Below are 12,511 nucleotides of genomic sequence, written 5' to 3' on the forward strand. Positions count from 1 at the left end.
ACAAACGACTCTACGAAATGCTCTGCCACTACCTCAGCGGCTGGGCCACACTCGACGAACTTGAGCAAGCTATCGCCAAACATCACGCCACAGCGAAACCCCCGTAGCAAATCTTGAACCGAACACTATTGACCCTCTCCCTGGCAGGGAGAGGGAGCTTCTGTCACGCCAGGATCTGCTGCACGACGTTTCCATGAACATCGGTCAGGCGGAACTTGCGTCCTTGTAGTTGGTAGGTCAAGCGCGTGTGGTCGATGCCCAGGCAATGCAAGATCGTCGCGTGCAAATCGTGTACGTGTACCGGATCTTGCGTGATGTTGTAGCAATAGTCGTCGGTCGCTCCCAGCGTCATGCCGGGCCGGATGCCGCCGCCGGCGAGCCAGATCGTAAAGCAGCGGGGATGATGGTCGCGGCCGTAGTCTTTTGCCGTCAGCGTTCCCTGGCAATACACAGTGCGGCCGAATTCGCCGCCCCAGACGACCAGCGTATCGTCCAGTAGCCCGCGCTGCTTCAGATCGGCCACGAGCGCTGCCGAGGCCTGGTCGGTGTCGCGGCATTGCCCGGCGATTTGCGTTGGCAGTTTGGTGTGCTGATCCCAACCGCGGTGAAAGAGCTGCACGAAGCGCACACCACGCTCGACGAGCCGCCGCGCGAGCAAACAATTCGCGGCAAAAGTGCCGGGCGTCTTTGATTCCGGGCCGTACAGATCGAACACATGTTGCGGTTCGTCGCGGGCCGCGGTCAGTTCCGGCACCGCGCTTTGCATGCGGAAGGCCAGCTCGTATTGCGCGATGCGGGTTTGAATTTCCGGATCGCCGCTGGTGGCCAGGTGCGCGCGATTGAGTTCTGCCAGGTCATCGAGAAAGCGCCGCCGCGTGTCCGTATCCAGGCCGGCGGGATTCGACAGGTACAGCACAGGGTCACCGCCCGAGCGGAACTTCACGCCTTGATAGCGCGTCGGCAAAAAGCCGCTTCCCCATAGCCGGTCGTACAGCGGTTGGTCGGTCGGGTTGCCGGAGCCTTGCGAGATCATTGCCACGAAGGCGGGCAGATCGGCGTTCTCGGTCCCCAGCCCGTACGCTACCCAGGAGCCGATGCTCGGGCGCCCGGCCAGCTGCGCCCCGGTCTGGAAGAAGGTGATCGCCGGGTCGTGGTTGATGGCCTCGGTGTACATCGACTTGACGAAGCACACGTCGTCGACGACGCGCGCCGTGTGCGGCATGAGCTCGCTGACCCAGGCGCCGCTCTGGCCGTGCTGCGCGAAGCGAAAAATAGTGTTGGCCACGGGAAAGCTGTGCTGCCCGCTGGTCATCCCCGTGAGCCGCTGCCCCTGGCGGATCGAATCGGGCAGTTCCGACCCGCGCAGCTGGTCGAGCCGCGGTTTGTAGTCGAACAGATCCATCTGTGACGGCGCGCCCGACTGGAACAGGTAGATCACGCGTTTGGCCCGCGGCGCGAAGTGCGGCAAACCGGCCAGACCACCAGCGCCGTTCTCGGCGTGCGGTGCCGTTTCGGCGCGCGCTTTCTCTTCGCCCAGCAGGCAAGCCAGCGCGATCGAGCCCAGGCCGCCACCGGCGCGGCCCAGAAAGCCGCGGCGCGTGAGCGCGAGTTGCCGTTCAGCGAGCGGGTCCACGGTTTATTCCTTCGTAATCGCTTCGTCGAGATTCATGATCAAACTGGCCACGGTCGTGTAAGCGGCCAGCTCGCATGCGTCACATTCTGTCTTTCGCGGCGACTCGCCCGTTTTGACGAGCGCCGCGGCGGCGGCCGGGTTGGCCGCGAAGTGCGCTTGCTGCCGCTTCCAATTTCGCAGTAGCGTTTCCAACTCGGCGGCGGTGGGGGGCCGGCCGAGTATCAAACGAAACGCGCGCGCGATGCGCTCGCCCGGTTCCGGAGCCGCTTCGGCGATCACGCGCTCGGCCAGGGCCCGGGCGGCTTCGACGAACGTCACGTCGTTCATCAGCGCGAGCGCTTGAAGCGGCGTATTGGTGCGCACCGTGCGGACGATGCACGTTTCGCGCGGCGAGGAATCGAACGTCACCATCGTCGGCGGAGCGACCGTTCGTTTCACATAGGTGTAGATGCTGCGGCGATACAGATCGTCGCCGTGGTCCTGCACGTAATCGACGTTGCCGGTCAGCTCCAGCCATAAACGCGACGGCTGATAGGGCTTCACCGAGGGGCCGCCGAGCCGTTCGATCAACAGGCCACTGGAAAACAAAGCCGCATCGCGGATCGTCTCGGCCGACAGTCGCTGCCGCGGCCCACGCGCGAGCAGTCGATTGTCCGGGTCGCGCTCAAGCAGCGCCGGCGCGGCCTGGGACGCTTGCCGATAGGTCGCCGAGGTGACGATCGCCCGCTGCAAGCGCTTTACATCCCAGCCGGTGCGCACGAACTCCGTCGCCAGCCAGTCGAGTAGTTGCGGATGGCTGGGTAGTTCTCCTTGCAGACCGAAATCGTCGACCGTTTTGACCAGGCCCGTGCCGAAGAACAATTGCCACTGGCGATTCACCGTCACGCGCGCCACGAGCGGGTTCGCGGGATCGACCAGCCAACGGGCCAGGTCGAGACGATTTTCGATCGTCTTCGACGGCGCCGGCAAAAATGCCGGCACGCCCGGCACCACTTTTTCACCCGGCTGGTCATAACGCCCGCGCATGAGCAAGAACGTATCGCGCCGCGGCGAGACATCTTCCATCACCATGGTGGTCGGGATACTGTCGACAAGTTTTTCCTGCTCGCGCCGCAGCGCGGCAAGCTCTTCGAATTCGCCGCGTACCGCCGCCTCGGCATGTTCGGCAACGTAATAAGCTTGTAACTTCTTCGTTTCAGCGGGCGAACGATCTTTCATCGGTGTCGCCCGAATCTTGGCCGGCGTCGCCGGCGTGGCGATCAGCTCGATGTCTTCCGCAGGCAGACAAGCGCGGTAGACGCGCAGCTCGTCCACGGCGCCGCGCAACCGGCCGGCCGGACCGCCCATCCCCAGGCGGAATGGTTCCTTCACGGCAAACGTTTGGTAGAGCAAATCGGTGATCGTGCGCAGCTCTTGCGGCTGACCGTTGAAGTAAATCCGCACGCCGGATGCGAGACGCGTGGCGTCATACGTCACGGCGATGTGCGTCCAGCGATCCTTCGGCAGCTGCGCGATCGTTTCCACGCGCAGCGAGTCGTCGAGCCAGCGCATCACCAGGTTCAACTGCACACGGCCGTCGACCAGTTGCAGGTTAAAACCTGCCCCGTCGGGCTCGTCCTTCATGCGCGACCAGATCACGCCGTCTGTGTCACTTTCGCGCAACACCCAGCAGGCGATCGTGAACTTGTCGAAATAGCCGAAATCGGCCACGTCACCACAATCGATGGCATTTTGCCCCGATAGCGATACCGCCGATCCCACCGGTCCTGGGCGGAAAGCCAGCTCACCATCAACGGCGCGCATGGTAGCCGCCACTGGCTTGGTATCGCCGGTCGCCGCGAGCGGCCGTGTGACGACGGCTTTTTCCGAATCGCAGGGGATGTGCGCCGCCAGATCGTGTGACACGCTCCAATCCTGATCGTCGAGGCCTGGTTGCGATGCCTCCCAAGCCGCGATCGTCGCCGCCAGTTGCGGCGCGCGCTCCGCCACGCGCCGCTCGGCGTCGGCAACTTTTGCCGCCACGGTGTCCAGGCGTTCTTGCTGCTCACGCGTAGGGGTCATGAGAAAGGGAGGCGAGTTGCCCACCTTCACGGCCCGGCCGCGTTCCGGCACCTGGTTGTAGAACGCGAAGAGCTCGTAGAACTCCTTTTGCGTCACCGGGTCGTACTTGTGATCGTGACAACGCGCGCAGCCGATCGTCAGCCCGAGCCATACAGTGCCGGTGGTCTCGACACGATCGACCGCGTATTCGACGGCAAACTCCTCGGCGATGATTCCTCCCTCGCCGTTACCGCGGTGATTGCGTTGAAAACCGGTGGCGATACGCTGCTCGAGGGTGGGTTCCGGCAGTTGATCGCCCGCCAGTTGCTCGATCGTGAATTGATCGAACGGCATGTTGCGATTCAAGGCGTCGATCAGCCAATCGCGCCACCGCCACATCGTTCGCTCGCCATCGGTTTGATACCCATTGGTGTCGGCGTACCGGGCGGCGTCGAGCCAGGGGGCGGCCATTCGCTCGCCATAACGCGGCGAGGCCAATAGCCGGTCCACCACGGCCTCGTAGGCCGACGGCGAATCGTCCGCGAGAAACGCATCGACCTCGGCGGGCGTGGGGGGCAAGCCGGTCAGGTCCAGGGTGACGCGCCGCAAGAGCGTCATCTTGTCAGCCGCGCGAGCCGGCGACAGCCCCTCGCTTTCGAGCCTGGCCAGAACGAACGCATCGATATCGTTGCGCGGCCAGGCGCCGTTGTTCACCGTGGGAAGCGGCGGACGCTTAGGCGGAAGGAACGACCAATTCGGCTGCCAAGGGGCGCCTGCATCGATCCAGGTGCGCAAGGTCGCTATCTGCGCGGCGGTCAAAGGCTCGCTTCCCTCGGGCGGCATTCGCTCGTCGGGATCGGCCGAAGTGACCCGGCGAATCAATTCGCTCGTCGCGGCGCTACCCGGGACGATCGCGCGCGTGTCACCACGCTCGGCCGTGGCGCTGGCCTCGTTGTCGAGGCGGAGGTCCGCCTTGCGCTGCGCGCTATCCGGTCCGTGGCAGCGCCAGCATGCGTCGGCCAGGATCGGCCGCACGTCGCGGTTGAATGTGACCTGGCTAGGACGCGGTTCGGCTGCCACGCCCGTTTTGCCAAGCACGCCGCACAGAATCAGCAGGGCAAACACGGCCCTATCAAACTGGGCTCGCACGATTCCGTGTCCCAAAGGGTGCTGGAACGAAACCTTCGTTACATTGCGCTGGTACTTGAGTTTACCAGGAGCCAGTAGAATCGTAACTTGCGGCGGCGGTGCGGGACAGCCGCCCGCCCGTCGGACCCGTCCGCGACATTTGCCGGCGAATTTGAAAAGCGCCGTCGGCTGCCGAGCTACGAGAACCGGCCCGTAACAGGAGTTTGTTCGATGCGGTATTCTGCCAATGCCTGCCTGCTGGTTTTGCTAGTTCTTCTCGTCGATACTGCTCCTGCGGCGCGAGCCAGCGAGGCATCGGCCGAGATCGTCGCTCCGCTATCGGATCGGCAGACGCTTGTCGTGGCCCACGTCGACTTGTTGGCTTTCGATGCGGCGGAAACGATCGACTGGCTGGGGGATCTCCTGGAACTGCCGGAGGGAGAGCGCAATCGCATGCAAGCGGAGACCGTGTTGGTCAACGTGCTGCGTCAGACCTTACCGGAAGATGCCTCGGTCGATCTGTACGTTGTCAGCAGTCTGGCCGACTTTGGCCGCATGCCCTTCTTCCTCGCGTTGCCGCTGGAAGGGGCGACGCCCGCCACCGCGATCGCTGCCGAAGCGCGGCGCGACCTGGAAAAAGCATGGGGGCGGCCATTGCAGAGCGAGCGCATCGGCAAGGCGCTAGTCACGGCCAGCCCGGAGACCATCGACCGGCTGAAGAAAAACGAAACGCCCGAGCGGCCCGAAATCGCCGCCGCGTTTTCCGCCGTCGGCGCGGGCGCCGTGCAAGTTGCCTTCGTGCCCGCCGCCGAATTGCGGAAGTTGGCTGAAACGATTGCACCGCAACTGCCGCAAGTATTGGGGGGCGGTGAGACCAAGGTATTCACGCGCGGAATCGAGTGGATGGCAGCCGGCTTCGAACTGCCGCCCAACGACGTCACCATCCGCCTCGTCGTGCAATCGCCTGATGCCGAAGCGGCAGCGGCTGTGGAAAGCGCACTGATCAAGGTATTCGCGGCCGTCGGTCGAGTACCCGCGGTGCAGAAGGCGATTCCCGAATACGACGAACTGTGGAAAAAGCTAATGCCAACCGCGTCGGGCGATCGTCTCAAGCTCGAACTCACCGACGCCAACGGTGGCGTCGCCGCACTCACGGCCTTCGCGGCGCCCGTTTTGCGGGCCTTGACGGCCGGGAACACAACGAAGTGACGGGCTGCGAGCGTGGAGCTGCCTTCTGTTGCCGGCCTCTGCGAGGCCGGAGCCGCACGGGTGCGACCATCGCTGATCTGTGGCGCGACGAACAATCGACGACGTCGGTGTTCTTTCAACCGGGGTCGCAGACTCCGGCTACAGTAAAAGCTCGGCCGTACAGTAAAGAGGCGCACTTACCGTACAAACCGCCGGAAGTCGGGCTTGCGCTTTTCGTGGAACGCTGCGGACCCTTCCTTGTGTTCCTCGGTCTGGTAGTAGAGCGCCACGGCCTGGAATCCAAGTGCGCCGCTGCCGCGGATCGATTCGGTGTCGGCGTTGAACGACCGCTTGGCGATGGCCAGCGCCGTCGGACTGCGCTCCATTAGTTCGCCGCACCAGCGGCCGACTTCGGCGTCTAATTCGTCGTGCGGCACGACGACATTGACCAGGCCCATCGCCAACGCTTCGGTGGCCGAATAGCGCCGGCACAGATACCACATCTCGCGCGCTTTCTTCTCGCCGACGATGCGGGCGAGATACGCCGTGCCAAAGCCTGGGTCGACCGAGCCGACTTTCGGCCCGACCTGGCCGAACACGGCGCGATCCGAGGCGATCGTGAGATCGCAAATCGTGGCGAGCACATTGCCGCCGCCGATGGCAAAGCCCTGCACGCGCGCGATCACCGGCTGTGGCACGTCGCGGATGAGGCTGTGAACCTGGTCGATGGGCATGCCCAACGCGCCGCGCCCGCCGTAACCGCCCGAGGCCTGGCCGCCTTGATCGCCACCGCTGCAAAAGGCCTTGTCCCCGGCGCCGGCCAGCACGATCACGCCGATTTGCGAATTGCCGCCAGCCTGTACGAAAGCGGCAATCAGCTCTTCGCATGTCTGTGCGCGGAAGGCATTGTAAACCTGCGGGCGATTGATCGTGATCGTCACCACACCATCACGTTCTTCGTAAAGCAAATCTTGATAGCTCATGCGCGGACAGGCTCCTGGCGATTGGTTCGCAGCAACGCGATTGGCTTTGTATCGCGCTTGAACGCCGGTGGAAATATGCCGACGCCTGCCAATTCCGTTTCGCCCGAGGAGCTGTGTCGCCGAGTGCTATCCGTGCATCGTCAAACCGCCCGACACGCTGATCACCTGTCCGGTGATGTATTGCGCTTCTTCGCTCGCCAAAAAGGCGACGATGCCGGCGATGTCGCCGGGCTGGCCCAGGCGCTTCATGGGGATCGCCCGTTGCAAGGCCGCGCGGAGCTTCTCGCCCGCCTCGCCTGAACCGGCGAACGACGCCAAGAGCGGTGTATCGGTCGGGCCGGGGCAGACGACGTTCAGATTGATGCCGCGGCCGGCCAGCTCGCGCGCCAAAGTTTTCGTGAAGGAGATGATTCCCCCCTTGGCGGCGGCGTAGACCGATTCGCCCGACGAACCGACGCGGCCCGCATCGGACGAGATATTGACCACGGTGCCGCGGCCGCGCTGCGCCATGCCGCGCACGACGACGTGGTGCATGTTCAACGGGCCCGTGAGATTGATCGCCACGATCCGCTCCCAGAGAAGCGGGTCGGTATCGAGAAAATTGCCGGCCCGATCCCAGCCGGCGTTGTTGACGAGGATGTCGATAGGGCCGCGGGTGTGCTCGAATTGGTGTACGACACGTTCGATCGCGGCATGGTCGGTGATGTCCGCGACCAGACTTTCCGCCCGACCGCCATCGGTCGCGATAACTTGCACGGTTTCGGCGGCAGCCGCCTCGTCACGATCGAGGACGCCGACAAAAACGCCCTCGTCGGCCAGACGCAACGAGATCGCGCGGCCGATGGCGCCGCCGGCCCCCGTAACAATGGCGATCTTGTCGGCTAATCCGCGCATGAAGGTCCTCTTCGTCGCGCGCCCTGGCGCACTTGTTGCAAACCGAAGCGCGCCGTTAAGCGTCGGGCGTCTTGGGCTTCTCTTTGCGGCGCTGCCACCACTCGATGACTTGCTGCCGGGCGGCGGGCGTCGTAAAGCGGCTGGCCGGCACGCCCAGCCCGCGCAATTCCTGGTCGGTTACTTCGGCGACGCCGAAGTCGGACAGGTTTTCGCCGTGACGTGTAAGCAACATGGCCGCAGCTGTTGCGCCAACTTCCGGCGGCGGGTCGCCGATCGTGCTGATCGGCCGTGCGATGTCGATCATTCCGGCCAGGCAATCATCGAGGCCCGGCCAGGGGTCGCGGTCGGCAATCTTAAAGACCGCCAGCCAGCCGACGTTCAGACGCACTTCCTCGGTCGGTGCCGGCAACCGCCCGCGCCGACCTGCTTCGACCAGACTCGGAAGAACCTCGCGCGTGCCATTCTCGGCCAATACGGCGCACAACAGCAGGTGCCGGCTCGAGCGGCCGCCGAATTGAAACTCCTCCGGCTCGGTTTTTGGCTGATCGTCGACCGACAGCAGGTAAGGTCCGGCGAAACGCGAGACGACGTCACCATCCAATTGCAAGAGCAGGGCGATTTCACGCTCGGTCAAGCAGCGCTTTTGCGCCGCCATCCAGGCCGTGGTGCGCTCGCTCAGTTCGTGCAGCCGTTGGCTGGGATCGACCTTCAGCTTCGCCAGGTCGTACAACAATCGCTGCCGGGCGTTCGGCAGGTTCACCAGTTGAAACATCCGGTTTTCGCTATAGGGTTGCTGCGGATGCGTGATCGGAATCGCTACGCCCACCGGGTAATCGCCCGGCGCCAGAGAATTGCCACTTTTGCAATGGGCCGTCGTGTCGTCGATGCTGCTGAAATGGGTGGCGCGCAAGGCCTGGTCGGGGAACTGCGGCACGTCGACCAGCAGGTATTGCAAAGTCGAGTTGACGCGGTCTTCCCAAATTTCGGCGACCATGGCCGGCTGGCACAAATCCGATAGCCGCGTCAGGCGTTCGATCGCTTCCGGCGCGAGATCGGCATTTTCCAGATGTTTTGCGACGGCGACCTTGATCTTCGGCGCCCACGACTCGTACACCACCAAATCGGTCAGCTCACGCTCGGCACATTCGTGCGCGACGGGGTGTTCGGTTGCGGACGTCAGAATATGGAGCCATAACTCAACTTGGTTGTCGGTCGCCGCAGGCGCCGGCCAGGTCTTCGGATCGCTCGCCAGCCAGCGTACCCAGGCGGCCTCGCGCAATTCCGTCAGGCGGCGACGCACATCCGAGGGTAATTGCGGGTCTTTCAGCCGCTGCTTGAGCTTCTCGGCCACCACCGCGGCCCATTGCGGGTTGCGCTTGGCAATCCACGCCAGGCGCATCGCCGCCCCGACGCGTTGACCGTATGAAGCCGCGTCCACGTCGCCGAGTAAGCGATCAATTTCCTCGGGCGCGATTTGCGGAATGCTATCAGCAGGCGGCGCGGGCAATTGCGAAAGGATCGGCTCGCACAGCGACCGAACCTCATACGACGTGTCAGGCGCCAGCAGCAGTCGTTCCAGCGCCACGGCCACGGCCGGCTGCGTGTCCTTATCGTTGGCCAGCGCCTTGAGTTTCTCGGCCCCGCGCCCCCGCACGTCGAAGCGGTCGGAATTGAGATCCGCCAGGCAATCACGCAAAGCCTGCGCCGCTTCCGGCGGTGGCTCCTCGGCATGAGCGGCCATTCGCCATGACAAGCCGCTCCCCACGATCAACAGCAGCCAGCAAAATCGGTGGCGACGGGAGCTTCGCATGGCGACGATCGATCGCAGAGTTACTGGGAGGCGGGACATCGGGGCAGGCAAATCCGTCCGCTGGCAGGACCCTGAATGCAGGGCGAGCCGCGGCGGACGCGATTCAAGCATATGTTACGTCGCGGGGGACCAACGGGCAAAGCCGAATGCACCCGGCGGAATGGCGAGGACGCCGAAAACTGGGCAAACTGCGGCTTGTACTTTCAAACGGGAACTGCCGGGGTGATCGACCGCTGGTTCAACAGCCGATCTTGCCGGCCGCCCTGATTTGCACTACAAGCTGGCCGCCTTTCTACCTTTCATTTCCCTTCGGGTCTCAGGAGAGCCGACCATGGCGAAGGTTCTGCTGCGCGCGTTGTGCCTTGTCGCCGTCGTTGCCGTGGGGGGCGCGGTTGTATCGCACAGGGCCTCGGCCCAGATGCAGGTCAACCCGACCAGCCCTTACGTACAGATCACGCTCTTGCAGCAATTGGAACAGGGGCTGAAGTGCCGGCAGCCCGGCGAGTTCGCGTGGGTTCGCTACGTGGTACGCCAGGTGGACAAGAACAAGCTGCCGCTCAGCCTGGTCAATATCTGCTTCGACTGGTCGCGCAAGCGCAGCAACCACATTCCGTTCGTCTATTTCAAGCAAAGCTTGATCATGCTGGCCGCGCAGCAAGGCATTACGCTGAAAGATTTCGGCGGCTGGTGAGAGTCAGCGAAAGGCGCTTGATCAAACAGCGCCGCCGCGCCGCAGGCACTTACTTCGCCGGCGCGCCGAGAATGCGCTGCGCCTCGGCTCCCATTCGTCCTGTGGCCATCAAGGCCCACAGCTTCATATCGGCGATGAAGGACCACAGCGGATACTTGAACGAGGCCGGCTTGTTCTTCTCGATGCCGAAATGGCTGATCCAGGCCATCCCGTAGCCGGCCACGGGCGCCAGTACCAAGAGCCACCACATCTGCATCGCGATCGCGGCGCCGATCACGACAAAGCTCAACGTCGTGCCGACGAAGTGCATGATCCGCGTGCTCAACAGGCTGTGCTCGCGAACATAAAAGGGCCAGAACTCTTCGAACGATTTGATTTGGTCCTGCGGCATGATGACCTCCGGCCCGGGGGTGTTCGGATGGGCGGCGGGCTGCGTTGCCGCCCGTTGCATCCGACTCTATTCTGGCTTTCTCCCGGGCCGGAAGCAATGCGAACCGACGGCAGAGAACTGTAAAGTCTGTAGCCCGGGTGTGCGACCCCGGAAGCGTTGCCTATCGGCTCCCGGCCTCGCAGAGGCCAGCTACAGAAGAGGGGCATGCCATCGACACCGCAGTTCTTCTTATGTCGAGGGAGCGGGAGCGGCAGCCAGGCAACCTCGCCCCCCGTGAGGCATTACAATAGCGAGGCGACTCCGCCCAGGTCTGGACCACAACACAACTTCGTCACGCAATTCGTCGAGGGGCCAATGACTTCGCATCGCACGTGCTGGCGGCTTGTTCTAACGTGTGCTTATGGTGCGTGGCTGTGCAGCCCGGCACAGGCGCATTTCCTGTTCGTGCGCATCTTGCCGCCGGCCGAAGGGGGACGCGCGGCCGAGGTCTATTTCAGCGAGAAAGCCGACGCGGGCGATCCGCGCTTCATCGATAAGGTGGCGGCCACACGGCTGTGGCTGCAAACGGCCACAGGCGAACCGCAGGAGCTTGCCGTCACCAAGGGGGCCGATCGGTTGCGGGCGCATTTGCCCATCCAGGGAAGCGCCGAAGTCTTCGGCGTCCTCGACTATGGCGTCCTTGCGCGCCCGGCACAGACGCCGTTTCTGCTGCGGCACTATCCCAAGGCGTGCGCCGGAACACCTGGCGAGTTAAACCAATTCGCATGGCGCGGCCAGGAACGCTTCGAGTTCGCGCCTCGCTTTGCGCGAGACCAGGTCGTGCTCACGCTCTTGCACGATGGCAAGCCTCAGCCAGGTGTCAAGGTGAACACGGTCGACGTGAACCTGGTCGGCGACGAGCTTACGACGAACGACCAGGGCGAGGTCACGTTCCAACCGCCGTCGACGGGCGTTTATTCCGTGTACGCGCAGCACGTCGACAAGATGGCAGGCGACAAAGATGGCAAGCACTATGACGAGATTCGCGAATTCGCAACGCTCACGTTCACCTGGCCCCTGGCGCGCACCGACTCCGACCCCGCGGCGGTAAAGCTCTTCGAGGATGCCGTCGCCGCGCGGGCGCAATGGAAGAACTTCCCCGGCTTTAAAGCGACGCTCGACGGTAATGTCGACGGCCGCCCCGTCGCGGGCGACGTCACGGTGACAGCCGACGGCAGCGTGACCGTCGACGCTGCCGACGAGCCCGTGGCCGATTGGGTGCGCGAGCAATTGGAATCGATCACGATGCACCGCGTGGCGCAGGATTCACGCGACGCGACTCCTCCCGTCTTGCGTTTCGCCGACGAAGATCAGAATCATCCGCTGGGCCGGCTCCTGGAATTCTCCGGCGGCCAGTTTGCCTCGAGCTATCGGGTGCGCGATTCGCAGATCATGGTCGTGAATCGCAACTTCGGCGAGCAGGATATGACGATCACGGTGCTGGATAACGAACAAAACTCTGCCGGACGCTTTTTGCCACGCAACTACACTGTGCAATACTGGGACGCCAAAACCGGCAAACTCGCTCGCACCGAAAGTGTGCAGGATCGCTGGCGCCGCGTCGGTGATTTCGACTTGCCGCAGACCCACACCGTGTCGACGGCCACCTCAGGCGGCCTGTCGGTACGCACGTTCACCCTGAGCAGCCACAAGTTGCTCGACGCCAAGTGACGTTGTTGCAAGGTAACCCGTCAGCGAAGAAACCGAGAGCCGC

At 63.7% G+C, this 12,511-nt stretch carries 9 protein-coding genes; 3 read left to right on the plus strand and 6 right to left on the minus strand.

The features are described from left to right. Positions 1 to 163: 163 nt before the first annotated feature. Positions 164 to 1,633, minus strand: a complete 1,470-nt coding sequence (locus VHD36_14895) for a DUF1501 domain-containing protein (protein ID HVU88605.1) — start codon at positions 1,631 to 1,633, stop codon at positions 164 to 166. Positions 1,634 to 1,636: 3 nt separating this feature from the next. Continuing rightward, a complete protein-coding gene (locus VHD36_14900) occupies positions 1,637 to 4,822 on the minus strand; it encodes a DUF1553 domain-containing protein (protein HVU88606.1) in 3,186 nt (1,061 codons plus the stop codon). A gap of 210 nt (positions 4,823 to 5,032) precedes the next feature. Between VHD36_14900 and VHD36_14905 the strand changes: the two genes are divergently transcribed. Continuing rightward, positions 5,033 to 6,010, plus strand: a complete 978-nt coding sequence (locus VHD36_14905) for a hypothetical protein (protein ID HVU88607.1) — start codon at positions 5,033 to 5,035, stop codon at positions 6,008 to 6,010. 176 nt (positions 6,011 to 6,186) lie between these two features. Here VHD36_14905 and VHD36_14910 read toward each other — a convergent pair whose 3' ends face one another. From VHD36_14910 to VHD36_14920, 3 genes are all read right to left on the minus strand, one after another. Further along, positions 6,187 to 6,972, minus strand: a complete 786-nt coding sequence (locus tag VHD36_14910) for an enoyl-CoA hydratase-related protein (protein ID HVU88608.1) — start codon at positions 6,970 to 6,972, stop codon at positions 6,187 to 6,189. Positions 6,973 to 7,098: 126 nt separating this feature from the next. After that, on the minus strand, positions 7,099 to 7,866 hold the full coding sequence (locus VHD36_14915) for a glucose 1-dehydrogenase (GenBank protein HVU88609.1): 768 nt from the start codon (positions 7,864 to 7,866) through the stop codon (positions 7,099 to 7,101). A 55-nt stretch (positions 7,867 to 7,921) separates the two neighbouring features. Continuing rightward, entirely contained in the window at positions 7,922 to 9,676 is a 1,755-nt protein-coding gene (locus VHD36_14920) for a hypothetical protein (protein ID HVU88610.1), read from the minus strand. Positions 9,677 to 10,007: 331 nt separating this feature from the next. Here VHD36_14920 and VHD36_14925 point away from each other — a divergent pair, with 331 nt between their 5' ends. Continuing rightward, complete coding sequence (locus VHD36_14925) at positions 10,008 to 10,367, plus strand: hypothetical protein (GenBank protein HVU88611.1); 360 nt, start codon at positions 10,008 to 10,010, stop codon at positions 10,365 to 10,367. A gap of 49 nt (positions 10,368 to 10,416) precedes the next feature. Here VHD36_14925 and VHD36_14930 read toward each other — a convergent pair whose 3' ends face one another. Continuing rightward, a complete protein-coding gene (locus tag VHD36_14930) occupies positions 10,417 to 10,758 on the minus strand; it encodes a DUF962 domain-containing protein (GenBank protein HVU88612.1) in 342 nt (113 codons plus the stop codon). A gap of 354 nt (positions 10,759 to 11,112) precedes the next feature. Here VHD36_14930 and VHD36_14935 point away from each other — a divergent pair, with 354 nt between their 5' ends. Next, positions 11,113 to 12,468, plus strand: coding sequence for a DUF3386 family protein (locus VHD36_14935; GenBank protein HVU88613.1), 1,356 nt, complete (start codon positions 11,113 to 11,115; stop codon positions 12,466 to 12,468). The last annotated feature ends 43 nt before the right edge of the window (positions 12,469 to 12,511 follow it).

This window comes from Pirellulales bacterium, from assembly GCA_035546535.1.
Taxonomy (GTDB): Bacteria; Planctomycetota; Planctomycetia; order Pirellulales; family JACPPG01; genus JACPPG01.